Source organism: Nitrospira sp. SG-bin1 (assembly GCA_002083365.1).
GTDB lineage: Bacteria > Nitrospirota > Nitrospiria > Nitrospirales > Nitrospiraceae > Nitrospira_D.
This window is the reverse complement of the sequence record LVWS01000018.1, coordinates 52630-78269: the sequence shown is the minus strand read 5'-3', so window position 1 is coordinate 78269 and position 25640 is coordinate 52630. Positions and strand designations below refer to the sequence as shown.

Genomic DNA, 25640 nt, shown 5'->3' with positions numbered 1-25640 from the left:
ATCGCGATGAAGTTGCCCTATCTGCCCAACCACGACGACTCCAGCTTTTTCGACTTCGTCTCACAACATCATCCGGAATTGGCGTTTCGAAGCCATGGAATAGCGGGAGCAGCCGATCAGATGCGCACCGCTGGATCCATAGCCGTCCCTTCTGCCACGACTGTGCTGGCGCTCAAGTATCAGGATGGGGTGGTGATCGCCGGGGACCGTCGCGCAACGGAAGGATTTCAGATCGCAGATCGCCGAATCGAAAAAGTCTTCAAGATCGATGACTGGTCCGCCATGGCCATTGCCGGAGCGGCCGGCCCCTGCATCGAGATGGCCAAATTATTTCAGACTGAATTGGAGCATTACGAAAAACTGGAAGGCATGCCCTTGTCCTGTGAAGGGAAGGCCAATAAGCTGGGCCAGATGGTCAAGGCCAATCTTCCGATGGTGTTTCAGGGGCTGGTCGTCATGCCGTTGTACGTGGGGTATGACCTGAAACGCGGAGAAGGCCGCATCTTCAAGTACGATATCACGGGCGGGCGTTACGAAGAGTCCGATTATCACGCGATCGGTTCCGGAGGCAAGGACGCTCGCAATACGATGAGGGAACATTTCCGGAGGAATCTTTCCGAGTCTGAGGCGCTCAAGCTGGCGTTGTTGTCGCTTTACAACGCCGCCGACGATGATGTGGGTACGGGTGGACCGGATCTCATCCGAGGGATCTATCCGACCGCCAAGTTTGTGACCGACCAAGGCATCACCGATGTCGCCAATGACAAGCTGCGAGCCGTGTATGACGAGATGATGACTGCGCGTCGTTCGAGGGAGACGTAACATGCCGATGCCTTATTACGTGTCCCCGGAACAGATGATGCAGGATAAGGCCGAGTATGCCAAGAAGGGAATTGCAAAAGGTCGCTCGATCATCGCGATGGAGTATGTTGATGGCATTCTACTGACGGCAGACAACCCGAGCGTCTCGCTACACAAAGTATCTGAAATTTACGACAACATCGCGTTTGCCGGAGCCGGCAAATACAGCGAGTTTGAGAATCTTCGAAAGGCGGGCATCCGCCATGCCGATCTCAGGGGATTCATGTACAGCCGGGAGGATGTGACGGGCCGTTCGCTTGCGAACGGATATTCACAAAGCCTCGGGACCGTGTTCAGCCAGGAAATGAAGCCGCTCGAAGTGGAAATTCTGGTGGTGCAGACCGGTAGCAACAATCATCCAAACGAAATCTATCGAATTTCATTCGATGGCAGCATCATCGACGAAAAGAACTATGCGGTGATCGGAGGACGATCCGAGGCGGTGCAAGCCGTGCTGAAGGAAAAAAGTCCCGGCCAGGCGCCGTCCTTGGACGTCGCGTTGAAACTGTGTGTCACGGCATTGGAACAGACGGCCAACCAAAAGTTGCAGCCGGAAGGGTTGGAAGTCGCGGTCTTGGACCGAACCCGTACCGGCCGAAAGTTCCGTCGGTTGTCGATCGCCGACGTTCGACGCATCCTCTCTCCTTGACCTCTGCGTTCGTAGAGGCTTCCTTTGTTGAAGATCCGACGAGCGGCGTATAATCTGTCTGAAGGCGGTCCATAATGTCTGCCGGCCCTATGAAACAACGGATCTTCGGCCTGGAGAACGAATACGGCCTCATCTTTTCTCCCAACGGCCGTATTTATCTCCCCATGGAAAAAGTCCTCGGGTACATCTTTGAAGGACTGATTCCGAACAGCTGGCCCTCGAACGCCTTCCTGGTCAACGGGGCGCGGTTCTATCAGGACACCGGTTGCCATCCCGAATATTCGACTCCGGAGTGCGACAACATTCTTGACCTTGTGGTCCATGATAAGGCGGGAGAGCGGTTATTGGAGGCCTGTTTGCCTGCAGCGGAGGAGCGGCTTCGAGAGGAAGGGTTGTCCGGGGAAATCTATATTTTCAAGAACAACACGGATTCTTTGGGAAATACCTACGGATGTCACGAAAACTTCCTCATGCGGCGCGACGTCGATTTCTGGAAAGTCACCGAACAATTGATTCCGTTTTTCGTGACCCGGCAAGTGTTCAGCGGGGCCGGTAAGGTATTAAAAGTATCCGGGAAGCCGCAGTATTTCATCTCACAGCGTGCACAGCATATTCACGAGAAGACCTCATCCTCGACGACATCGTCTCGAAGCATCATCAATACCCGCGACGAACCCCATTCGGATGCCGAGCGTTATCGGCGTCTCCATATCATCGTCGGCGATTCCAACATGTCGGAGTATGCCACCTACCTCAAAGTGGGAACCGCCGCGCTCGTGTTGTCGATGATCGAAGAGGGGTACACGGTTCATGGATTGGAACTTGAAGACCCTGTGAAGGCGATCCGAGAGGTCTCGCGGGATCCCACACTGAAGAAAAAGGTGAAGCTCGATGACGGCCGGCAGATGACCGCCATTGAAATCCAGCTCGCCTATCTCAAGCGGGCGAGAGAGTACCTCAATCAACAATCGCACGAACCCATCTTGGATGATGTGTGCAACAAGTGGGAACGGATGCTCCAGCAGCTGGAGGAAGATCCGATGCAGCTCGTCCACCAGGTGGACTGGGTGACGAAGAAGCATCTGATCCAATCCTATGTGGACAAGAAAAATTGCGGGTGGGACGATCCGAGGGTGTTTCTCCTGGATTTGCAGTTCCATGACGTGAAACGCACACGCGGGTTGTATTACCTGATGGAGTCTCGAGGGCTCATCGAGCGAATCGTCGAAGAGGAGGCCGTCCAGCGAGCCATGTCCACCCCTCCTCAAACGACCAGGGCGAAGGTCCGTGGGGATTTCATTCGGTTCGCCCGTGCCAAGAATCGTTCCTATACGGTGGATTGGACGTATCTGAAGCTGAATGGCTATTGGGAGGAGACGATTCTCTGTATGGATCCCTTCAGCGCGGTGAATCGACGGGTCGAGGAACTGATTTCTCAAGTGTCGGGAGGTCGGTTTTACCGATGAAGCCAGCATCATTCGTGGTCTGCCAGACCCATCTAGTAACTGTACGGTGTCTACTCGGTCTCGCCATTCTGCTTGCCGGATCTCTTCCGGTTGAGCTCTTGGCGGGCACTTTGCCGACTGCCGGAGGGGTGGACGGCCACTATAGTGGCAAACAAGGGCAAATTGTCGTGGCCAAAGTGCCGATGGATGGTCCGGCTACGATCGTGCGGGGAACGTTTCTTGGACGTTCCGTTCGTTTCTTCCCCGATCCACGACTCGATGAACCGAAAGGATTTATCGGATTAGTCGGGATTGACCTGCAGGATGAGCCGGGGACTCATGAGCTGCTCGTCGAACTGAAAACGGATGAGCAGAAGCGCACGTTCCGCTACGGCGTGGCAGTTCTCAAGGAGAAATTTCACGTCGAGCATCTTACGCTACCAAGAGACAAGGTCGATCTCGATGAAAAAAGCTTGGCGCGATGGAAGACTGAGCAGGAGCAGGTGAAAGAGGCGTTAGCCAGAGACTCCGAGAGTATACTATGGCAACCGGGTTTCGTGGAGCCGGTAAGTGGCAAGCGAACCGGGATTTTCGGCAGTGTCAGAGTCATGAACGGCCAGGCGAGGAATCCGCACAACGGGGAGGATATCGGTGCACCGCTGGGCACTCCCGTCGTTGCCACGAACGACGGCATCGTGCGGCTCACCGTCGATCATATCTTCTCCGGAAAAGGTGTGTTTCTGGACCACGGATTGGGTTTCTATTCGATGTATTTCCATCTATCCGAAGTCCTGGTCAAGGATGGCGATCAGGTAAAAGCCGGGCAGATCGTCGGAAAAGTGGGAGCTACTGGTCGGGCCACTGGCCCGCATCTTCATTGGGGTGTGAAGCTCAACGGCGCGCGTGTGAATCCCTACGCTCTGCTGGACCTGCCGTTTAGGGGGATGGGACAAGCAGCCCCCGCGCCTGTCGTCCTACCCGCTTCCGGTGCCGGTTCACCGGCTCCCTAAATCAGTCGTGAATGGATACATCCTGGAAGTCTTGTCAGTTCCATCTGAGACGTGGGGCGCAACTCCCGGTTGACCTCTGTCCGCGTTCAGCTTACTCTCGTCGTCATCGCCTTTGTGGACGAGGTGCCGAGCATGAGGATCTTTTTGCTTGTCCTCTCCGTGCTTTCCCTCCTGCTCGCCGCACATCGATTTTCGCTAGCCGAAGGGACCGGGCAGCTCAAGGGAGGACTTTTTTTACTGCTCATCGGCATTCAGCTGCTGATTGCCGCCGCGCTCGTCGGAGATCATCGTGATGACCGCGCCCCGAAGTCTCCGGCATCGACTGAAAAGAACGATCGTAAAGACGGCATGTCCAGTGCCGTGCATGCTACGGAGAAACAAGAGGCGAAACATTGAGAGAACTCTTTCGCCTGGTCGGATCAGCAGGAAATCATCCGTAGGTAGACTTGTAATGAGGATCGAGAAGAAACTCGTTCCTTAGAGGATGGAAAAGTCTGATCAAAACTCAGCGATGAGTAATCAGAGACGATTCGCGACCGTTACCAGCAAAGTCTGATCAACCTTGGCCCGCACGAAGATTTCGCAATCCGCCCACACCTAATCCGACCAATGCAATGAGGCCCATGCCAAAGAGAAGAACCGCCGGCGGCAACGGTACGGCGGTAAGGCTCGCGATCGATCCGACAAACGCGAATGGAATACCGCGAGGTCCTTCAAAAAAGAGCCGCCACCTGGCCTCGCTCAGACTACCAAAACTTGGCGGATCTTGAAGAGCGGTGTTGACAAACAGCCCTCCTCCCTCACGGTCAAGATGAAGGTCAAAACTAAACGGCACTGTGCCACCGAGCTCGGGACCGGTAGCAGCTGACACGAGTTTCCAGCGATCGCCGCTGAGCCCCCCTCCCAAATCACTATTGCGGGAAATTTGTACACCATTGATGCCTGGAGCAAAGGTGGACGTATAATCTCCAATCGTTAGACTGAAGCCTCTGACTGCGCCATTGTAGACGCCACCGGTTCCACCGGTTGCATTGTCAAATTGAAATGATCCGAACACTGTGAGGGCGGTGGGAGCGTCTGTCATGCCGGTGAATGAATAGGTCACAAGCGCCGCTTGTGAAGACCCGATAGGAATCGAGAGGGCACACACCATTGCAGCCGTGAGTGAAAATCCTTTCCTAAGCCATTGCGTCTTCATGGACATAACCTCGCTCCTTCCCAGCGGGCGACAGAACAAAGCGTTATAAGCAAATCATAGACCAGCAACGATAACACTAAGATATGGATAAATAAGATAATAATGAGGACTTGTGGTTCCCACTATGTCTATTCGTACAACATTGTCCACATGTGCATATGCGAGTGCGAATGGTGGATACGAGAAGTAGCCCATCACTTCATGCCTGGCGTCGTGAAGACGCTTTGATATTGATCGGTTGATTCATGGTTCGGCCACCTGTCTGCGCGCTCGTAGCGGAAGGGCCCATCGTTTCCTTTCCAATCCTACTCCTCCTACTCCCTCCGGTTTCAACGATATGTCGGATATCTTCCCGGTTACCCGATCATTATGTCCATACAGAGGTTTGATGGAATTTCCCTTGCATTCAGTGCCGATAGAGCCAGGTTAGGTTATCATTGCATGTTATGGCGGTGAGACACTCAATCCTCCCATCAATGGTATCAAGCTTTCTTCTCCTGGTCCCCTTCCCTGTCTTGACGCATCGGTGATCTCTTCGAGGAGCCGAGCGGCCTCAGGACTCAGCTGTTTCAACTTTTCCCCCAGTTGTCCGGACGTCACGCCTTGTTGAATATCGATGTCCGAGATTTTCCCGTCTTTGAGGCCCTGTTGAAGAATCTGTGCCAAGGCTTGAACCTTTGCCAGGACATCGGAGGGGAGGTTGTTCAGGATACCGGCCGCCTCATGTTGGCTGCCCTGACGTTGGGCATGGGCCGGTGGAAACAAAGAAAGCGAAAACCAACAGAATGCAATCAGCAAGATTCCTGTCACGTTCATCGCATCCTCCTCCATTTTGTCATCATGAATTAGAGCTGTGGCTACAATGCAGAATGCCTGCCAGCCTTTTACGGAAAGAAACTGATGTCTCGGAGAAAGCACAAAAGATCATGGCTCCAAGGCGTCCTCGTCGGTGCAGCTTCAGACCCATATGATAGAAAGGAACATTTTAGATACCTGCTTAAGGATAGAATATGGTTTTATCGGCAAGGGCTGATGCGAGAAGGAAACGCCAATGCTTGACGGGTAGGGGGATCTTCGGACGTCACAGCCTACCTGGTGGTCATTCTTGGACTTCTCGTTTGTGATTCCCATCAGAATGGAAATCATGGCAGGACGAAACCTTGTATCCAGGCAGCATGATGTGCGGCAGGCAGTCTGGAGAACTGGGAAGACGTGATGAGGCAGGTCTCCATCCGGACGTTCCTTGGAATGAAAGTTCTATCCCACAACAACAAAACACGACAGGCCAAGAACTGTTTTTCCCGCTATGGTTCAAACGCATCGCTTGTCTCTCGCCGGTCGTCATCTGGAACAGCTTGAGCCCTATTTCAGATTGTGCTAGATGGGGGCTGCACTCGAGTGAGGCAGCACGATTATTTTGATGAAAGGAGAAGAGGATGAGCAGATTCGGTCAGCGAATTGTTGCCACGACGGCGTTGCTGAGTGTTATGACGATGAGTACCGCCTGCTATGGTCCGTTCAATCTTACGAGGAATGTCTATCACTGGAACAGCAATGTCAAAGGCAGCGGCCAAATCAACGATAAATGGATGAAGGAAATCGTCTTCTTCGGCATGATTATCATCCCGGCGTACCAATTCTCGGCGCTGCTGGACATGTTCATCTTCAACTCGATGCACTTTTGGACGGGTGAAAGCCCCATCAAGGCTTCGGATGTAGACAGTGACGGAACAAAGGTGGCTATCTTAGGTGAAACCATTGTTCGATGGACTTCTTCGGGTGATGCGGCAATAGTCACCTATGAGCGCCATGGAGTTGTCGAGCGTCGTGCCATCATTGTGGCCAGTGCGGGTGGGTATCGTCTTGTCGATGAGAACGGAAGTCTTTTATCCGAGGCAGAGTACACAGCGGACGGCGGTGTTCGTCTCCTCAATGGAGACGGTCATGTAATGAAACAATGGAAAGAGGAATACGTAAAGTCCATGGCTCAAGATCCAGTTGCGACGCTGACCGAATAAACATCGCATTCGATTCGAGCTGGGATCTTGGGTCTATCTGGTCGTGGGTTGGAGCCGTTCAAAATAGGGAAGAGTGTCCAGAGCTGAGAAAAAGTTGTTGCGCCCATCCGCGATTTCTTTATAATCGTATGCCCATACGTACTTAGGCTGAGTATCCAGTGAGCTGAAATTTTTTGTCAACATCGGAGATGAATTCGGCTATACTTCGTTCGGTGTTTAGGATAGTAGATGTTAAAAAAACCTAACTGAGGAGGACTTATGTCGAAGAAAGTGCTCTTATTGGCGGTCGCCGTATTGTTCGGCGCCCAGGCAGGCCTGGCGATGGCGGCAAATCCAGACACCGGTCCGGGCTGCGGGTTAGGGAAAGTGCTCTGGCAAGATTACAAGGGCCAGAAGGAAATTGCCCCTCAAGTGCTGCAGGCAACCACGAATGGCTCATTCGGAACCGGAACATTTGGAATCAGCACCGGAACTCTCGGCTGCACCAATGACGGCAAGTTCATGAGCGAACACAAGACGACCATGTTCGCGTCGCTGAACTTTGAGGCGCTCACCGCGGAGATGGCCCAAGGACAGGGCGAACACTTGGCCTCGCTTGCGACGCTGATGGGTGTCCCGACGGAGCGCCATGCAGCGTTCTTTGCCATGACCCAGGAGCGGTATACGTCCCTGGTTCAAGCTGGGGAAGCTTCTCCGGTCGCATTGGTGAAGTCCCTCAATGATGCGATCGCTGGCCGTCCGGCACTCGCGCAGGTATCGGTACGTTAAGGTACTAACCATAGGGGCCCTGGCAAAGATGTCAGGGCCCTTGTTGTCTCTTGTTACGCCGTGCTGGTTCTCCTTCTTGCAGTTCTAGCCTGTTTGCTGACCCCCGCTCCTTCAAATGCGCAGCAATCCGATCGTGAGCTGTATCTCAAACAGCTCGTCGACCGGGCCGAGCAAGCCCGGCTTGCGGAGCAGCGTGAATGGCATCTACTGTTGCACTATCGGAAGGGGCTCTTCGGCGGATATGAGAGCGAGCAGGATGATCCGGGGTTTTTTATGTCCCCCAAGGGGAAGACGGATCCATCCGCTGAGCTTGCCGCAACCCTTGCGCAATTCTTCTCCTCTGAACCAGTCGGTCGCTCTCGCCAGCCGGCTCAGTGCGCGTTCATCGCCCGATATCATTGGTTGAATGGGCAATTGCAATTTGATCCAACTCGGCTTCCGCCGCTTCCCTGCGAACGGTTTGATCGATGGTTCGAGGATTTTCAGGCCCAATCTATTTCTCTGATCTTTCCTTCAGCTTTTCTGAACAACCCTGCTTCCATGTTCGGTCATACGTTGTTTCGTGTCGATCAGAAGGGTCAGACGGAACAGACCCGCATTCTCGCCTATACCATCAACTACGCGGCGGAGGTGCCACCCAACGCCGGTCTTGCGTATCCTATCCGTGGCATCTTCGGAAGCTATAAGGGGTACTTTTCGACGATTCCTTATTACCTCAAGGTGCAGCAGTATCGAGACATCGAAAACCGGGATATTTGGGAATATCGTCTCAACCTCACCGAAAACCAACTGCGGCGATTTCTGATGCATGCGTGGGAGCTGGGGAATGCGTATTTTGATTACTTCTTTTTCAAGGAAAATTGCTCCTATCATCTTCTCGCGCTGTTGGATTATGCCGACCCCGCGTTGCACTTGGCGGATGAGTTTATCGGGTGGACTGTTCCTGCTGATACCGTGCGATTGATCGTCTCGAAACCAGGCATGGTGTCCGGTATCACATACCGACCGTCTCGGAGCACCGTGATCAAGCGAAAGCGAGAATCGTTGCCCGTAGCGGAGCGAGATCTTGCCCATCGGATTACGCAAGACGTAGGAGAACTGACTTCACCGGCATTCACTCGATTGGTTCCCACCAAACAGGCGTTCCTGCTGGATTTGGCATCGGATTACTTGCGCTACCGGATTGAGACGACCGATTCTCCGAAACAGGAATGGAAGGAGCGTAACAGAACGGTTCTAACCACCCGTAGCCAGCTCCGCATCCCATCCGAAGAGTTTACCGTTCGCCCTTTCGCGAAGCAGCCTGAACTTGGCCATAGGATGCACCGAGTAGCTGTCGGAGGAGGTTGGCGCAATGACGATACGTTTGAAGAAGCAACGTTTCGAGGCGGCTATCATGACCTGCTCGACCCGGAGGTCGGGTATACCCCTGATGCCCAGATTGAAATGGCCTCGATCACAGTACGGCACTACAATCGAGCGGACCAGACCAGGGTGGAACGGGCGACGCTGCTGAACCTTCTGTCTCTCTCGCCGATCGACTCAGTTTTTCATGCCCCCTCCTGGAAGCTCAACATTGGCATGAATACGATCCGACATAACGATTGTCAGCTTTGCAGCAACGGCTTCTTCAATGGTGGGATCGGAGGGGCGAAGGAGTTTCGCTTGCTCAACCGGGAGGTTCTGTTCGCCTTTGCGGAAACCGAGGCAAATGTGAGCAAGGCCTATGACGAAATGCATCGAATTGGAGGCGGAGCAACGGTCGGCATGTTGGCCGATCTCACTGAACGTTGGAAAATCATGGCGACTGGTTCGTACTTGAGATTTCCCGTGGGCGACCAGTCCGACGATTTCCGATGGTACGTCGGGTCGCGATTCACAGTAACTCAAAATTGGGCGGTCAGATTGGAGTACAACCACCGGGACCGGGACAATGATGTTATCTTTTCCGTCCAGGCATTCTTCTAAAGGTCAACTTCTATCTGGCTTGCCAGTGGGACAGTGTTCTGCTACAAGCGTGGACGCCTGTAGCAACGGGATAACCAAATGAGTCAATCCACCGAGTCTCCTAATCGACAGGCTGCGATTTCGGCTGGAAAATCCATTGCCCCTCACCCTCCCTTGCGCCAATATTATGAGGAAGAAGGAGCAAGGCAAGGGTTTCTCAATGAGTTGTTTAACCGCACGGCCTATCAGTACCGCAACATCGACAGAGCCACCGGTTTTGGTTCCGGACTATGGTATCGCAAGAAAGCGCTTGGGCAGGCAGGTCTTAGATCAGGCATGAAGGTCCTGGATGTCGCCTGCGGACCTGGGTTGGTCACGCAATGTGCCTCGGATCTGGTCGGCGCGTCAGGGTTGGTCATTGGTCTTGATCCAAGCATCGGCATGTTGCGCGAAGCACAGAAAAGTTCCAGCCGAAGCTTGGTGCGCGGTGTAGGTGAGCGTCTTCCATTTCCAGACCAGAGTTTTGATTTTCTCAGCATGGGCTACGCGCTCCGACATGTAGCTGACCTCAAGGAGGCGTTTGCGGAATATCACCGCGTGCTTAAGCCGGGTGGCATAGTCCTACTGTTGGAGATCTCGCGGCCACGGTCTTCAGCCCTACTTGTTCTTTCTCGTTTTTACATTAAAACGGTTCTGGGGAGGGTCTTTTCTGCTGCCACACACAATCGGGATATGCAGACACTGATGGCCTATTGGTGGGACACAACTGAGTATTGTGTCCCGCCAGAGACGATCATGAACGTGCTCAGAGAAGTTGGATTCACAGACTGTTCCTTGAAGGAATGGTGGAGCGGGATGCTGCGTGATTATCGAGCCGTGAAAAAAGTTGGGGGTAGGTTGTGATGAATTCGGCCATATTATGGGAGCAGGATATCGCAAAGCTGATCGTCCAGACGCTTAAGCTAAAGATCGATCCGGCTTCGATAAATCCTGAAGCCGCACTGTTTGGCGAGGGCCTCGGACTGGACTCCATCGATGCTTTAGAGCTCTCGTTGGCCATTTCTCAAACATATGGCTATCAGCTCAAGTCGAGTGATCCTGAGATCAGAACGACCTTTTCTTCCCTGCGAGCGTTAGCTAGTGCGATCGAGAAGAACCGCACGAAGTGACCACGGGTGGAGCAATGCGCGACACCCCCTTGATCGGCCCCTATAGGCCGGACGACGTACTGGCCTGGAGGCAAGCAGGGCCTCGCACGGCCCGCCAGTTTCTTGCCGATGTGCTTTGCCTTACAGAGTTACTACCTGATCGGCCTGTTGCGCTCAATCTTGCAACAAGCCGCTATGAGTTTCTGGTTGGATTTGCCGCCGCGATGCTTAGGCAACAGGTGACGTTGCTCCCACACAATCGTGCGCCTGAAGCCCTGCGACGTCTGATTGAAGAGTATCCCGACTACTACGCCCTGACCGATTCAGGCGAGGCGATCGCGGGAGTCGCATCGGTAGCCGTTCAGTCGCCCGACAGACAAGTCTTGGAGATGGTGGCGGTCCCGGAGATCCCAGTGAACCAAGCCGTGGCGGTTGCATTTACCTCTGGAAGTACGGGGACCCCCAAGCGGAACACCAAAACATGGGGGGCCCTCACGGCAGTGGCCCAGGCGACCGGCGCACGTCTCGGAATGAGACCGGGTGGCCGTACCACCGTCGTGGCAACCGTTCCTCATCAGCATATGTTTGGCCTGGAGGCCTCTGTCATGCTGCCGATTCTGCATGGCTTGACCATGCACGCGGCACGACCGCTCTTTCCCGCCGATGTTGAAAGCGCCTTGTCCGAGGCGAACGGGCCATGGCTGCTCGTCACCACCCCGTTGCATCTTCGAGCGTGTGTTGCAGAGCGTATCAGCGTTCCCCCCGGGGGAATTGTGCTTTCCGCCACGGCCCCTCTTCCACGAAATCTTGCGCAAGAGGCGGAGCGGCAATTTCAAGCCGAAGTGCACGAAATCTTCGGGTTTGCCGAGGCTGGCAGCGTGGCTGAGCGGCGTACAGTCGAGGAAGATCTGTGGCGACCATTGGATGGTGTGCGCGTGACTCAGAGTCATGCATCATGTGCCGTCCATGCCTGGTATCTTGCGGATCCGGTCACGGTTCCGGACCGTATCATAGTCGATCCGCAAGGAGCCTTCATCGTACAGGGCCGAGAAGAAGATCACGTGAATGTCGCCGGCCATCGTGTGTCGCTTGGAGACCTCAATCGTAAATTGCTGCAAATCGACGGCGTCGAGGATGGAGTGTTCTTTTTACCCGACGAAGAGGCAGGCTCCGTCACGAGGCTGATGGCCTTTGTCGTCGCGCCTGGACAAACCAGCGAGGATGTCCAGAAAGCGTTGAGGGCGTGCATCGATCCGGTCTTTCTGCCGCGCCCGCTTGTCTGTGTGCCCAGCCTGCCTCGAAATGGAACCGGAAAATTACCGCGGGAAGCGGTGAGTGAGCTGGCCCGGCACTGGCTGGAAAAGGAAGAGAACGATGGTGCATGAACGGGTCGTCTTGATCGGAGAGGACCATCCATCGGTGGCGGGGCATTTCCCAAATCAGCCCATCGTGCCGGGAGTCGTGTTGTTGGGAGAGGTGTTCGAGATGCTGCGTCTCGGCTTAGCGGCGCCGATTCGCGTCACACAGTTGTCGGCGGTGAAATTCTCTTCTCCGCTCAGGCCCGGCGAGGCGCTGACAATTCGCGTCGAAGAAGATGCGATAGCCCATGCCGTGTTTTCCTGTCACGTCCAAGGACGTCCTGTCGCGTCCGGCTCGATTGAGTTCACGCGAGCAGAGCGGACGTGAGTGACGGCTGGCAAACTCAGCAGGAGCGAGGCAGCCGCGCCAGCATGCGATTCATGGCATGGGTGGCGCAGTCGTGCGGCCGCCCGGTCGCTCGGGCGTTGTTGCATCCCATCTGCCTCTACTTTTTCTTGAGTTCAAGAAGAGCCCGCCGGGCGATTCGGCGATTTCGTGAACGCGCGCTTGGTCGACCCGCGAAGTGGCGTGACATTTATCGTCATTACCATGCCTTTGCCTCGACGATACTCGACCGAGTCTATTTCGTCCATGCCCGATTCGATCTGTTCGACATTGAACTGCTGGGCTTGGATGTCCTTGATCGGGAATTGGCAAAAGGGCAAGGCTGTGTGCTCTTGGGATCGCATCTTGGAAGTTTTGAAGTCCTTCGTGCATTGGGTCTGTTTCGGCGGAAACTAGAACTCCGCGTGCTGATGGATGAGCACAACGCGCCCATGATTCGTGGCATGACCAACGAGTTGAATCCCGCCGTGGCCGCCACGGTTATTCAAGTCGGCGGGGTGGAAACGATGTTACAAGTGAAGGAATGTCTCGATCGAGGTGGCCTGCTGGGAGTGATGGGCGATCGAGTGACACAGCATGATCAATCGGTCAACTGTCGGTTTCTCGGGAGTGACGCACGATTCCCGACAGGCCCGATGCGCTTGGCTCATGTGGTTAGCGCTCCTGTGATCATGTTTTTCGGGCTCTACCGCGGAGGGAACCGCTATGAGGTTCACCTCGAATCGTTCAGCGAAAGAGTGCGACTGTCTCCCGATCAACGAGATGCCGACCTGCGGCAATGGGTGCAACGGTTTGCCGATCGCCTTGAGGAGCGCTGCCGTACGGCATCCGACAACTGGTTCAACTTTTACGAATTCTGGGATGGGTGACATGCGTGGGTTCCTTTCGTTGTGTGCTCTCCTATTGATCGGTTACGGATCTTCCATAGGGGCGCAGGAAGCACCTCCCCATGCTAAGTATTCAGCCGATCCCTGGACGCTTGAGCAGCTTCTGACGCTCTTAAAGGAAGGGCGCGAATCTTTGATACAGTTTGAAGAGAAGACGTATTCCTCCTTGTTGACCGAACCATTGGTCACCAGAGGGGTTTTGCGTTTCCTGCCTCCCTCTACGCTGGAAAAAGAAGTGCTGGAACCATACCTAGAGCGCTACCGCATCGAGGGTGACCAGGTCTCGTTCGAAAGCGAGCGGAAACATGTAAAAAAAACCGTTTCATTAGAAACCTATCCGGCTCTGCGGAGTGTTGTCGACGCTTTTCGGGCCAGTCTTGCCGGAGATGCGGTGCGGCTGAAGCAGACCTATACAACCGTGCTCGACGGAGATCGTCGAGCATGGACATTGTTGTTGCGTCCTCAGGATAGAGCGGGGCAGGCGATGATCGAGCATATCCTCATATCCGGGTCGGAAGGTCGCATTGCCACGATCACGGTGCGGGCAGCCGACGGTGATCGATCCGTCATGAAACTTTCAAGGGGAACTCCACCGTGAGGTCGCATTGGTGGGTTCCTAGTCTCTGGCTTTTCGCCATGGCGGGTGGGATCTGGTTCTCGGCCACGCAGGTGTCCATTCACAACGGGTTGGGCGATCTTCTGCCCCAAGGTTCCTCGTCGGCGCAACGGCTGCTGCTGACGCAAGTTCGAGCCGGTCTGTCGGGTAGACTGATATTGCTCGCATTGGAGGGGGAGCGTCCCGAGGAATTGGCTCGTCTCAGTCGGCTGTTGGGGGACACGCTTCGGGCCGGCGACGCGCTCAGCTTCGTCGGAAACGGCACACACACCTGGTCAAGGGACGATCAAGCGCTCTTGTTCGGTTCCCGCTACCTTCTCAGTCCAACCCTCACGGCCGACACCTTCTCGGAATCTTCGCTCCGCAACGCGCTTCAATTGAGGCTGGACGATTTGCGGTCGCCGTTGGCCCCGCTTGTGAAAGAATGGATTCCAGCCGATCCGACCGGTGAAATGTTCGAGATTCTTCAATCGTGGTCCGGGTGGGACACGCCGGCGCAGTACCGAGGCGTGTGGATGTCGGCCGACCACAGGCGCGCGTTGCTCGTCGTGGAAACACGAGCGTCGGGATTCGATGCGGACGCACAGGAAGCGATTCATCAGCATATCCGTGCGTCATTCCAGAAGCTTGTGACGGAGAATGCCGTTCCGGTACGGCTCCTCATGAGCGGGCCTGGCGTGTTTGCGGTAGAAATCCAACGCATGATTGAAGCAGAAGCATGGACGTTATCGATGGTTGCCGGAACACTGGTCCTGTCGTTCCTTTTTGTGAGTTACCGATCGGTTCGGCTGGTGCTGCTCAGTCTGATTCCCATTTCGAGCGGAATCTTGGCGGGCATGATCGCGGTGAACGGCTGGTTCGGATTCGTCCATGGCCTGACATTGGGGTTCGGCGTTACATTGCTTGGAGTGGTCGATGACTATCCGATTCACCTGTTTAGCCATATGACGTCGAGCACGTCGGCTACCGCTGTGATGCGATCTATCTGGCCGACGATGCGTCTCGGGATACTGACGACGGCGATTGGATTTTCGTCGCTGCTCCTTGCCGGTTATCCTGCCCTTGCACAGTTGGGATTGATGGCCATCGTCGGTCTCCTGACGGCCGCCTTCGTCACGCGATGGGTACTGCCCTTCTGTATCCACCAAGGATGGTCCCCGAGACAGGTTCGTCCGGAAGTGCTCTCAAGGGTCGACGTGTTCGCTAGAGGCGGCCGAGTGCTCGTGCCGATCCTTCTGGTTCTTGCGACACCGGTCCTAATATGGTCTGATACACCGGCATGGGAACAGGATCTCGAGAGCGTGAGCCCCTTGTCGGACGACAAGAAGCAGCTCGATCAGCGGTTGCGCCGGGAGCTGGGTGCTCCGGATGTGCGGGACCTCCTGGTCATCGAAGCGTTCACCGAGGAAGATCTTTTGCAGGAGGCGGAAACGGTGGCGCCAAGGCTGGAAGGGCTACAGCGGGATGGAAGCTTGGCTGGTTACGATATCGTCTCACGATACCTGCCGAGTCGTCGTCTTCAACAGGAGCGGCAATGCTTGTTGCCGACTCCGGCCGTACTCGAACGGAATCTCACGTCGGCACAAAACGGGTTACCGTTCGCGCCGGGTTTGTTCGCTCCGTTCTTGGCGGCCGTCAACGAAGCTCGACATCACAAGCCGATCGACCGGACGGCATTCGCAGGAACTTCCTTAGGAACGAAGTTGGAAGCGTTGATGTTCCAGGACGGCGGCCGATGGATCGCCGTGGTGCCGCTTCGCGGAGTGATAGATAGGCGATCGCTTGCGGCAGTGGTGGCTGGATGGGGTGATGTGACGATACAGTATGTAGATATCAAAGAAGAGTCGAATCGCCTCATGACCGCCTATCGCGACCGAACCCTGCAGTTGCTGGCCGGCGGGACCATTGCGATTGCGGTAGCCTTGTTTCTTGGCTTGCGATCGATCACGCTTCTCTGGCGGGTGCTTGCCCCGGTCCTGTGTTCACTGGTGGTGGTCACTGCAGTCTTGAGGGGATCGGGAGTGCCGCTTTCGTTGTTCCATCTGACGACACTGTTGCTTGTGATCGGGTTGGGACTTGACTACGCCTTGTTTCTAAATCGACCTGAGGGAACACCGACGGAGCGGGCCCGAACCATCTTTGGGCTGCTTGTCTGCAGCACCACGACGATCCTGGTCTTCGGAGTACTGGCCTTTTCACGGATTCCGGTCCTTCACGCGATCGGCGTGACCGCCGCCTGTGGCTCCTTCTGTTGCCTTCTTTTTGCCGGCATGATGGCTCGACAGGAGATTCATGTTGGGTAGCCAGAAGCCAATGACTCCATTGGTTCTATCCGCCTACACACTGGTGACAGCGAACGGCCGGGGGATCGGCCCGATTCTTCAGGCGCTTTGTGAGCGGCGATCCGCGTTACGGCCATGCGATTTCGAAGACGTGGCGCTGAAGAGCTATATCGGGCGGATAGCCGGCCTTGAAGATTTTTCACTGGATCATGGGCTCGAGCGCTTCGACTGCCGGAACAATCGACTTGCGTGGCTGGGCCTTCAGCAGGACGGCTTCATGGTGGCCGTGGCCGAAGCGAAGCAGCGGTACGGGGCACATCGCATCGCGGTCGTAATGGGCACCAGTACCTCGGGTATACTAGAAACCGAGCACGCGTACCGTGCGCGGGATCCCGACACGACTACCCTGCCGGACAGCTACAACGCGCGATATCGCTACACCCACAATATGTTCTCACTCGGTCGTTTCGTCCGGTCCTGTCTCGGGCTGGAAGGACCTGCCATGGTGATCTCCACGGCTTGTTCGTCCAGCGCAAAAGTCTTCGCGACTGCTTCCCGGTTGATACAGGCAGGCTTGTGCGACGCCGCGATTGTGGGCGGGGTGGATAGCCTCTGCCTGACGACGCTGTACGGGTTTTCCGCGCTCCAACTTCTTTCGTCCGGTCCTTGTCGGCCTTGCGATGAGGACCGAGACGGTCTGTCGCTGGGGGAGGCCGCCGGATATGTGTTGCTGGAATCCAGTGAACGTGTCGGCGGGCACGGCGCTGTCGCCCTTCTCGGCTACGGTGAAAGTTCGGATGGGTATCACATGTCGCACCCGCATCCGGATGGAGCCGGAGCCGTTCGCGCGATTCGAGATTCCCTGCAACGGGCGGGTATTCGGCCGGAACAAGTCGAGTACATTAACTTGCACGGCACCGCCACGGTCGCGAACGACAGGGTTGAGGACAAGGCTGTGTATAGTGTCTTCGGCGCACGTCCTGCCTGTAGCTCGACCAAAGGATGGACCGGCCATACCTTGGGAGCAGCCGGGATCACCGAGGCCGTCATTTCCGCCCTGTGTCTCCGTCACGGGCTGATCCCGGGGACGCTCAATTGCAGGCGCGTGGATCCCGTATTGAAGAGCCGCATTTTGAAGGAGAATCAGAGTGGGCCCCTCTCGTGCGTGGTCAGCAATATTTTCGGATTCGGCGGAAACAATTGCAGCCTGGTACTGGGGAAGCTGTGATCACAGCCGATATTCAAGGCATCGGTCTTCTCGCTCCCGGCCTCCTGGGTTGGGAAGCCGGCCGTGCGGTGTTGGCGGGCCGTCGCCCGTTTGAACCACAGGAGACTCCTGAGCCAGAGGCTGCGATTTTGCCGTCGAATGAACGGCGTCGCAGCAGCGGATCTGTGCGATGGGCCGTGCACGTGGCGCAGGAGGCGATCGTGCAATCTCGGCTGGATCCTCGCGCTGTGTCGACCGTGTTCGCCTCTTCCGAAGGAGAAATGGAGGTCTTCGACAAACTCTGTAGCACATTGGCGACCCAGGAGCGTTTGGTGTCCCCGACATTATTTCATCAATCCGTGCATAACACGGCGGCCGGCTATTGGGGAATTGCGACGACTGGGCAACAATCATCGACCGCACTCTCATGCTATGACGATTCATTTGCGGCGGGGCTGTTGGAAGCGATGACCATGGCGCATGTCGAAGGATGTCCCGTGCTGTTAGTCGCGTACGACCTTCCTGTGCCGCCTCCGCTCCGTGAAGCTCGTTCAATCAACACAGGGTTCGCAGTGGCCATGGTGTTCGTCCCGCATTCATCGACCCCGTTGGCGCGCATGCACCTGGGCCTAGAAGAGGCCCATGCCGATAAAGTGAAGGGTTTGGAGGATCTTGCGTTAGAGCAAGTTCGCCGAGACAATCCTGCGGCTCGATCGTTGCCCTTGTTGAAGGCGGTCGCAGCCGGAGGAGCACGGACTGTCACGCTGAAGCTGCTCGATACTCAACAGCTTATTGTAGATGTGGATGCATGTCGCAATTGAGGGGACAACAACTGGCTGGGTTGCTTCCCCATGCAGGGGAGATGCGTCTGATCGACTGTGTAGAATGGTGGGATACTTCCATGATTCGATGCCGAACTCGCTCGCATCATCGCGCATCAAATCCGTTGCGCAAAGCCGCTCGCCTTGAAGCGGTTATGGGACTTGAATATGCTGCGCAGGCGATGGGAATCCATGTGAGCTTGCGGGACCAGACGCGTTCGAAGGAGAACATGATCGGCTACATTGGAGGCTTGCGTGACGTGGTGCTTAGCCAAGAGCGACTGGACGAGTGTTTTTCTGATCTCATAATTGAAGCCACGCGCTTGCTCACTGATACGGAAAGTTTTATCTATCAATTCGGTATTTCTTCTGGAGGCCGGGCAGTGATTACGGGACGAGCTTCCATCTTTCTGAAACCTAAGCACTCATGACGAAGAAGCAGGCCCTGGTCACAGGGGGGAGTGGAGTGATCGGTTCAGCCATCGCTCACCGCTTGGCTAAGGACGGGTATGCCGTCATCGTACATGCGTATAGACATGCGGCATCGGCCGAGCAGGTCGTTGAAGAGATCAGGTCTGCGAATGGAACTGGGGTGAGCGTTGCGTTTGATATTACCGATCGGGAGGCGACCAGGCGCGCGCTCAACGCGCTTCTACAGGATGGATCGATTCAAGTCGTCGTGAACAATGCCGGCATTCATGATGATGCGCCCATGGCCGGCATGAGCGATGAACAATGGAGGCGGGTCGTCGACCTATCTCTCAATGGATTCTTCAACGTGACGCAACCCCTCTTGCTTCCTATGATCCGTACGCGCTGGGGGCGTATCGTGTCTATTTCTTCATTGGCCGGTGTCATCGGCAATCGTGGCCAAACAAACTATGCCGCGGCCAAGGCGGGGTTGCAGGGAGCGAGTAAGTCACTGGCCGTCGAGTTGGCTTCCCGAGGCATCACCGTCAATGTCGTCGCTCCTGGGTTGATCGAATCTCCCGCCATCAGAAACGCATTCTCGCCGGAACAGATTGAATCGATGGTGCCCATGAAACGAGTTGGCACAGCGGAAGAAGTCGCACATCTCGTGTCATTTTTGGTTTCAGAGCGGGCCGGGTATATTACCGGCCAGGTGATTGGGATAAACGGAGGGATGGCATGACCACTCCGCACGGTCTCGCTCACGACTACTGGATCGTTATTCCCGGATACAACGAGGCGGCGACCGTCCGTGGCGTTGCAACCCGGGCAAAACAGCGATGTCCCAACGTGGTCGTCGTGGATGACGGCTCGACGGACGGGACCGCAGAGGCGTTGGCTGGTCTGGATGTGACGCTCTTGCGCAATGAGCAGAATCGTGGAAAGGCGGGAAGCCTTGCTCGCGGATTTGCTCATGCGCTGGCACAGGGTGCCGTTGGTGTCATCACGCTGGATGCGGACGGGCAGCATGCGCCGGAAGAAATCCCTCTGTTTCTCGATCAATCGGCGACGTATCCCACGGCTTTCCTCATCGGCGCTCGTCGTCGCGAGCAGCGAAGATCCTCGGTTCCTCGCTATATCGCGAACCGGATTGCTGACTTTTGGATCGGTTGGGCTGCCGGCCTTCCGATCGAAGACAGTCAATCCGGTTTTCGACTGTATCCGGCGAGTTTGCTCCGGACCGTGAGTCCCAAACATGACAAGACCAGAAGCTTCGTATTCGAGAGTGAAATCCTGATCGAAGCGGCACGACGAGGGATTGAGTGTCGCAATGTCGTGATTGCCGTGCAGCCTCGTTCAGGTCCTCGCTTGAGCCATTTTCGCCCCTTGATTGATGTTTTGAGGATTACCCGAATGGTGGCGTGGAAGCTTCTCTCTCGCGGCATGTACCTGCGGGGCCTCTGGATTTGGTTCACAGCCTCTGAAGTACAGTATACGGCTCCGTCCATGACAAAAGGGGACTAGAAGCGCAGTGTTGTGACTGAATCGATCCCGACCAGAAAGTATCCCCACCTACGTCCCATGGCAGTAAATCCCTAAGCAGGGCATTTCAGAGAGTCCTTCCGACTCTTGACGACATCTCACAAATCCTACAAAAGCATGCTTTTTTTTGCCTTATGGATTATAGGTCGTATCTATAATTACCGGAACTTCCTATTATCGAAAGGAGAACCCCATGAGGCGTGGTTGGCTGTTGGTAACCGGTATGTTGTGCGTTGCTCTGTTGACCGCTCCCGTGGGCTGTCGCAAACAGTTTGTCAGTTCGTTTGCCGCTCAAGCGGTCAAGCCAACGGATCTGATGCGGATTAAACATCGCGTCCTGAAAGCAGGGGCCATAGGCACAGATACAGGATTCAAGTTGCTCTGGATTCCTTTCATCAGTCCCAGTGAGGCCGACGCCAAGGCTGATATGCTTGAAAGACTGAATAAGGAAGGAATCAGCACGGCGGGGAAAAATATTGCCTTTTCGAATGTGACCGCAGATAGAGGCGGTTTCGGTTTTATCGGGCTCATTGGAGCTCCCTCAATTAAGTTGGGTGCTGACGTCATTGAGCTCTTGGGAGAGGAACCTTCCACGGCAGTTGTCCCACAGAATTGAGAAATAATTGTTGTGTGTCTCAGCCAAAGTCCTTTCGTGCTGTTAAGAACGATGAGACGTGGATGTAAAGGCACAATCGCGTTTAAGCTCTCAACTCATCATAATGGGGAGCTCACAGATTTGCTCGCGCGAGGCGCGGCGACAACGCCGCGCCTCCTCACTGAGTGATCATTACATGCCGGCCGCGGATAACCGTGAGCGAATCGCGCTGTCCAATCGTTGAATCCATCCGGTATAGTTCTGGTGGATGGTTTTTGCTGCAGCATCATATTTGAGATTGCTGCTGTCTTTGTAGAGAATGCTGTAGTTTTTCGTGGTGTAGGGGATGGCAACGATCGCTTGATGGCTGCGAATATTGTACGTGGCGAGTAGCTCCCCGGGTTTGACGTCTGTCATTTGCCATCCTGCGGCGACGCCTGCTGCCATGATCTCTTTTCTAACCTGCTCCAGTGTAAGCTCTTTCCCAGATGGGCTGGGAACTGGTGCGCTCTTCACTTCGTAAATTTGCGCGCCGCCTCTGCACGCGCTCAAAAATACCAGAATGAGACCGACTGCTATCCATCGGGAGATGGTGTGCTTCATGACTGTCCTCCTTATTCCTATGGTTGATTTCTGCAAGACTCTCCTGCTCTTATTACGGCTGTTTGCCTCAAGTCAAGGTGTTCATGCCCCGCCTCGGTGATCTGTGTCGGTATGAGCCCACGTTGAATAACATGCTTCAATAGCTGTTCAAGTAGCAGTAGGTTCTCAGGGCGCATCCCTCGCTGGTTCCATTTTGACATGGATCGTGGGAACTGTTGAGCTCTGGGATCTACGAACTCAGAGGGGTGACAGTAAAATACAAGGTGACGAGAATGCCGTCCGATCCAGCGCATCATGCGCTGAAGAATCGGAAGTCCAAGGGTGCGGAGCGTCGCGAGGTTGATCGGAAGGAGACATGAGGACGGCGCGATCTCGACGATGTTCTCTCCACCAGACTTGGCAAGATCATGGCGAGATGGACGGTATGGTTCGAGTGGAGCCCAAAAATACGTGAGATAATGGACACGCCCAAATCCCATATCGAAGCGTCGGGCAGGGATCGACGAGTCGTACCGATAGCCCTCGGCCTCCAGTGCTTTAAAGGTCACCGGACTGATCCATAGATTGGGTGCACGAAAGATGGTTGGGCGGACACCGGTCGCTCGTTCTACCGCGCGGGTTGCGAGGCGGATCCATTCGCGCTGTTGGCGATACTCTGCACGGCGGAAGTCTTCGTCTTGTTCCACACCTCCGTGGGCCCAACCATGGGTTCCTAGTTCATGGCCATGGGCATGGCATTGCCGAACGAGGTCGGGATAGGTATCGGCGAATCGTCCAGCAAAAAAAAAGGTACCTTTTATGTTCAGACGCTGACACAGTCTGAGGAGATGCTCGAGGCCGACCTGGGACCCAGGTACCCAGTCACAGTCCACCGTGAAATAAAATTTCGTATGGGCTTGGCTCCGATCGGCGTAATTCTTGGCAGGGGCTCGCGGCAGTCCTGGGCGGGACAACAGCGTGGAAGCTTTAAAGGATCCTAACATGCCGGTTTTGAGCCGGGGGTGACGACTGCCTCGATTTCGACCAGAAGCTCTCCCCGGCAGAGATCGCCTTGTAGAAACAGGGGCTGTGTTTTGGGTAGGAGAGCCTCCTCGATTATGTGTCGAATTGGTTCCACATCTGACTTGTGACGAACGTAGACCTTATAGTTTGCTCGGTGATGATCGATAAAAGAACCGGCATCAATGGCATCAGTCGCATGGCGCAGCAACGTTCGGATATTTTCTATAGTCTCGCGTGTCTGTGCTTCCGTGGAGCCAGTGTGTTGACTGGCATGGCCGACGACACTTGCCGTTCCGGCGACGAATAATTGGGTCGACCCATCCACCGAGGCTATTGTTGCGCGAGAAAATGAGGGGCTGCGCGGTCCGTAGCTTTTTGGATATTCATAGGCATGGATCTGACGCGGGTTCCCAAGATGTCGAGCTCGATGAGTCCCAGCCAGCGCATAGATCAGCAATGGGCCTGATGCAGTGCCGATTGCCGTGCCAGCCGGGAGTGAGGCCGGAAAATCCTGTAGTGTTTCCAGTAAGGCGTCATGGCGGCCCATACAAAAACGCTGGTACCGTTCAAGTCCATCCCTGTGGTCATTGATTCCAGGGAAATAATTCCACAGGCGCCAGACATTGGGATATCCGAGTGATCGTAACTCGGACAACAGACGGAGATAGGCGCGATAGGTTGTGGTTTCCAAGCTTATCCCTGGAGACTCTTCCACCGACAGAAACGCGGCAGCGACATTGCCGTTCATCCCCGCGCAGAAGTGATCACGTTGGACCACTGTCACCGGCTGAGTGCTGGTCCAAACCTCCACGAGAGGCGGAGTGGTCAAAGGTGTCAGATCGATGAACAGGCGTGGGCAGGTGATAGAACGAGGCAAGGCAGGAGGAAATCCGCCGAACGAAATGAGGGCGAGCAGATGAGAGGAGGTGCAGGAGAGCCATTCATCGAGCTCTCTTTCATCCACGAATGTGAATTGAGGACAGGATGTTTCTATGTGGCGACGCTCCACATATCGGGATTGTTTGTGCGCGTCGTGCCCATATGTGTCTGGAGCTTCAGGTTTGGTGATTGACGGCATAGTCAGTTACTGTAGTGACGGTATGAGGCACGCCTGTAATTCGCCGCCGATAGGCCATCCAATTCTCTCGGAAATTGAATAAGTAGACCAGATAATACGCGATCTTGAACAAGAGAATAGGAATGCGCGTAGGGGACTTGCCGAAGGCGTCGCCCGCCAAGATAGACAGCACGGCTTCTTCCATCTTGAAGATACTGCCGGTGGACATGAACAAGGCGCGGAAGGCAGGTTGTGTGAAGTGATAAATGAACCACGAGTAGGTTTTGACGCCCCGACGGACGCTTCGCTCGAACTCCTTGAGACGCACCGTATGCTCTGGTGCCCTTCGAAGAGCGGCATCCACTACCTCTGCACCTAGTGTGGCACTATTCAAGGCCAGATGGACACCGCTGGAGAAAACCGGGTCGATGAACGCAAAGGCGTCGCCAATCATGAGATACCCGTCACCGCTCATGGTTTCCCGACGATAGGAATAGTTGGCTGCGGCGTAGGCTTGTCCAATGAGCCGGGCTTGAGCCATCCGTTCCGCAACCGGGGGACAGAGAGCGATCGTGTCGTGGAGAAACTGTTCCAGTGATCCTTTGCGGGTGCTGAGGTATGAGGGCCAACACACGGCGCCGACGCTTGTCGTGCCGTCTTTGAAGGGAATGATCCACCACCAACCGTGATCGAACCACACGATACTGATATTCCCTTCGTCCAGGCCTGGCAGGCGCTGCACCCCTTCAAAATGACCGAAGATCGCGGCGCTGTTGTGACGCGGGTTTCTGTATTTTCCACCGAAGTGGTTGGAGAGAAATGTATCGCGGCCGCTGGCATCGATCACAAATTTCGCTTCCCAGGCCAAGGACTGGCCGGTCCGGTCCTCCGCCAGCACCAGGTGAGTGGATCCCGTGCGGAACTTAACTTGCTTGGCTTTGATTCCTTCATGGACATGGGCGCCCTTGTTCACGGCATTAGTGAACAAAATCTTGTCAAACTCGGCCCGCTTCACTTGATAGGCAAACGGCTGAGACCCGTCGAGCGCCTTTGAAAAATACAGCGTGCGGGAGCGGCCATGGTAGGGCGACACCACTTCCGCGCCATACTTCGTGATGCCGATTTTCTCAACATCCGGCAGTACGCCGAGGCGTTGCAACATCGGCAGGGTGTGCGGCAGTAGGGATTCGCCAATGTGGAACCGAGGATGCCGGTCTTTTTCGAGTACATGGACCGCCCAGCCCTTTTCCGCCAACAACGCAGAGATAGCTGAACCGGCTGGCCCGCCGCCTATAACGAGAACATCGCAAGGGATCGTGTGTGCGTCGTCACTCTGTCGTGAAGGCATAGTTAAAATCTGGCAATTGGAGTCTGGGAAAGGTGCACAGTATACCGAACATGAGTTGCTAGGGCTAGAGCTGTCTTGCTCCGACCAAAAAACCCCATCGCCATTTTGTTGACCGCTTTACATCGTCATGCTAGTCTCCGCCACCTAATGGGTACTCTCGTGAGTCTCAATCAACATAATAAGGGGGAGCGCGCATGAAAACAGCCAGTTTGCTTTTGGGCATGCTGTTGCTAATGGCAACCACCGCGTGCCATTCGACGCAAGTGAAAATTCCAACGGCTCCGGTCGGCCCGAATGAAAAATCCTTGGGCCCGACTGAGGGCAATAGTGTCGGGATGCTGCTGTTCGGTTTTATCCCGATCCGTCAAAACGAGCGGTTTGAGAATGCCTACAATCAAGCAGTTCAAAAGGCAGGGGGGACGAGATTGACGGACGTCACGATTTCAGAGCGATGGTGGTGGGGGTACGTGCTCAACGGATATGTCTTCAAAGTACAAGGAACCGCCGTCGCCAACAAATGA

27 protein-coding genes and 1 pseudogene are annotated in these 25640 nt (G+C 55.2%); 22 read left to right on the top strand and 6 right to left on the bottom strand.

From position 1 onward, the window contains the following. Positions 1–6: 6 nt before the first annotated feature. The 5 genes from A4E19_01295 (at position 7) to A4E19_01275 (ending at position 4361) form a co-directional block, all read left to right on the top strand. Positions 7–822, top strand: a complete 816-nt coding sequence (locus tag A4E19_01295; GenBank protein OQW35430.1) for a proteasome subunit beta — start codon at positions 7–9, stop codon at positions 820–822. 1 nt (position 823) lies between these two features. Further along, positions 824–1510, top strand: coding sequence for a proteasome subunit alpha (locus A4E19_01290; protein ID OQW35429.1), 687 nt, complete (start codon positions 824–826; stop codon positions 1508–1510). 89 nt (positions 1511–1599) lie between these two features. Beyond that, on the top strand, positions 1600–2976 hold the full coding sequence (locus A4E19_01285; GenBank protein ID OQW35502.1) for a Pup--protein ligase: 1377 nt from the start codon (positions 1600–1602) through the stop codon (positions 2974–2976). Next, positions 2973–3965, top strand: a complete 993-nt coding sequence (locus A4E19_01280; GenBank protein OQW35428.1) for a peptidase M23 — start codon at positions 2973–2975, stop codon at positions 3963–3965. Before A4E19_01285 ends, A4E19_01280 begins: the two co-directional genes overlap by 4 nt. A gap of 51 nt (positions 3966–4016) precedes the next feature. Further along, positions 4017–4361: a hypothetical protein gene (locus tag A4E19_01275; GenBank protein ID OQW35427.1), complete on the top strand. Its 345-nt coding sequence runs from the start codon at positions 4017–4019 to the stop codon at positions 4359–4361. Between the two features lie 160 nt (positions 4362–4521). Here A4E19_01275 and A4E19_01270 read toward each other — a convergent pair whose 3' ends face one another. Together A4E19_01270 and A4E19_01265 are read right to left on the bottom strand one after the other, a co-directional pair. Continuing rightward, positions 4522–5169, bottom strand: coding sequence for a hypothetical protein (locus tag A4E19_01270; protein OQW35426.1), 648 nt, complete (start codon positions 5167–5169; stop codon positions 4522–4524). Between the two features lie 438 nt (positions 5170–5607). After that, positions 5608–5994 (bottom strand): hypothetical protein, encoded by a 387-nt coding sequence (locus tag A4E19_01265; protein OQW35425.1) that lies wholly within the window; start codon positions 5992–5994, stop codon positions 5608–5610. 605 nt (positions 5995–6599) lie between these two features. Here A4E19_01265 and A4E19_01260 point away from each other — a divergent pair. The 16 genes from A4E19_01260 (at position 6600) to A4E19_01185 (ending at position 21130) form a co-directional block, all read left to right on the top strand. Next, complete coding sequence (locus A4E19_01260) at positions 6600–7181, top strand: hypothetical protein (protein OQW35424.1); 582 nt, start codon at positions 6600–6602, stop codon at positions 7179–7181. Positions 7182–7439: 258 nt separating this feature from the next. Further along, positions 7440–7949, top strand: a complete 510-nt coding sequence (locus tag A4E19_01255) for an orotate phosphoribosyltransferase (protein ID OQW35423.1) — start codon at positions 7440–7442, stop codon at positions 7947–7949. 63 nt (positions 7950–8012) lie between these two features. Continuing rightward, entirely contained in the window at positions 8013–9917 is a 1905-nt protein-coding gene (locus tag A4E19_01250; protein OQW35501.1) for a hypothetical protein, read from the top strand. Between the two features lie 78 nt (positions 9918–9995). Beyond that, positions 9996–10799, top strand: a complete 804-nt coding sequence (locus tag A4E19_01245; GenBank protein OQW35422.1) for a hypothetical protein — start codon at positions 9996–9998, stop codon at positions 10797–10799. Beyond that, positions 10799–11065, top strand: a complete 267-nt coding sequence (locus A4E19_01240) for an acyl carrier protein (protein ID OQW35421.1) — start codon at positions 10799–10801, stop codon at positions 11063–11065. The genes A4E19_01245 and A4E19_01240 overlap by 1 nt, the downstream gene beginning before the upstream one ends. Before the next feature lie 14 nt (positions 11066–11079). Then, entirely contained in the window at positions 11080–12429 is a 1350-nt protein-coding gene (locus A4E19_01235; protein ID OQW35420.1) for a hypothetical protein, read from the top strand. Further along, positions 12419–12730 carry a hypothetical protein gene (locus A4E19_01230; protein OQW35419.1) on the top strand — a complete coding sequence of 104 codons (312 nt, stop codon included), beginning with the start codon at positions 12419–12421 and terminating at the stop codon, positions 12728–12730. The genes A4E19_01235 and A4E19_01230 overlap by 11 nt, the downstream gene beginning before the upstream one ends. A gap of 44 nt (positions 12731–12774) precedes the next feature. Beyond that, positions 12775–13617 carry a hypothetical protein gene (locus A4E19_01225; GenBank protein ID OQW35418.1) on the top strand — a complete coding sequence of 281 codons (843 nt, stop codon included), beginning with the start codon at positions 12775–12777 and terminating at the stop codon, positions 13615–13617. Further along, on the top strand, positions 13610–14233 hold the full coding sequence (locus A4E19_01220) for a hypothetical protein (GenBank protein OQW35417.1): 624 nt from the start codon (positions 13610–13612) through the stop codon (positions 14231–14233). Before A4E19_01225 ends, A4E19_01220 begins: the two co-directional genes overlap by 8 nt. Further along, positions 14230–16554 carry a hypothetical protein gene (locus A4E19_01215; GenBank protein ID OQW35416.1) on the top strand — a complete coding sequence of 775 codons (2325 nt, stop codon included), beginning with the start codon at positions 14230–14232 and terminating at the stop codon, positions 16552–16554. The genes A4E19_01220 and A4E19_01215 overlap by 4 nt, the downstream gene beginning before the upstream one ends. A gap of 10 nt (positions 16555–16564) precedes the next feature. Then, positions 16565–17761 carry a beta-ketoacyl-[acyl-carrier-protein] synthase II gene (locus A4E19_01210; protein ID OQW35500.1) on the top strand — a complete coding sequence of 399 codons (1197 nt, stop codon included), beginning with the start codon at positions 16565–16567 and terminating at the stop codon, positions 17759–17761. After that, a complete protein-coding gene (locus A4E19_01205; GenBank protein OQW35415.1) occupies positions 17758–18561 on the top strand; it encodes a hypothetical protein in 804 nt (267 codons plus the stop codon). Before A4E19_01210 ends, A4E19_01205 begins: the two co-directional genes overlap by 4 nt. Further along, positions 18549–18992, top strand: a complete 444-nt coding sequence (locus A4E19_01200; GenBank protein ID OQW35414.1) for a hypothetical protein — start codon at positions 18549–18551, stop codon at positions 18990–18992. Before A4E19_01205 ends, A4E19_01200 begins: the two co-directional genes overlap by 13 nt. Continuing rightward, positions 18989–19714, top strand: a complete 726-nt coding sequence (fabG, locus tag A4E19_01195; protein OQW35413.1) for a 3-oxoacyl-[acyl-carrier-protein] reductase — start codon at positions 18989–18991, stop codon at positions 19712–19714. The genes A4E19_01200 and fabG overlap by 4 nt, the downstream gene beginning before the upstream one ends. Further along, positions 19711–20496, top strand: a complete 786-nt coding sequence (locus A4E19_01190; protein OQW35412.1) for a hypothetical protein — start codon at positions 19711–19713, stop codon at positions 20494–20496. The genes fabG and A4E19_01190 overlap by 4 nt, the downstream gene beginning before the upstream one ends. A gap of 211 nt (positions 20497–20707) precedes the next feature. Continuing rightward, a complete protein-coding gene (locus A4E19_01185) occupies positions 20708–21130 on the top strand; it encodes a hypothetical protein (protein OQW35411.1) in 423 nt (140 codons plus the stop codon). 171 nt (positions 21131–21301) lie between these two features. Here A4E19_01185 and A4E19_01180 read toward each other — a convergent pair whose 3' ends face one another. The 4 genes and pseudogenes from A4E19_01180 to A4E19_01165 form a co-directional block, all read right to left on the bottom strand. Further along, positions 21302–21712 carry a hypothetical protein gene (locus tag A4E19_01180; GenBank protein ID OQW35410.1) on the bottom strand — a complete coding sequence of 137 codons (411 nt, stop codon included), beginning with the start codon at positions 21710–21712 and terminating at the stop codon, positions 21302–21304. A gap of 17 nt (positions 21713–21729) precedes the next feature. Next, positions 21730–22695: a hypothetical protein gene (locus tag A4E19_01175; protein OQW35409.1), complete on the bottom strand. Its 966-nt coding sequence runs from the start codon at positions 22693–22695 to the stop codon at positions 21730–21732. Continuing rightward, on the bottom strand, positions 22689–23792 hold the full coding sequence (locus A4E19_01170; GenBank protein ID OQW35408.1) for a hypothetical protein: 1104 nt from the start codon (positions 23790–23792) through the stop codon (positions 22689–22691). Before A4E19_01170 ends, A4E19_01175 begins: the two co-directional genes overlap by 7 nt. 40 nt (positions 23793–23832) lie before the next feature. Continuing rightward, positions 23833–25119, bottom strand: a pseudogene (locus tag A4E19_01165) (hydroxylase). Between the two features lie 194 nt (positions 25120–25313). Here A4E19_01165 and A4E19_01160 point away from each other — a divergent pair. Next, on the top strand, positions 25314–25640 hold the full coding sequence (locus A4E19_01160) for a hypothetical protein (GenBank protein OQW35407.1): 327 nt from the start codon (positions 25314–25316) through the stop codon (positions 25638–25640).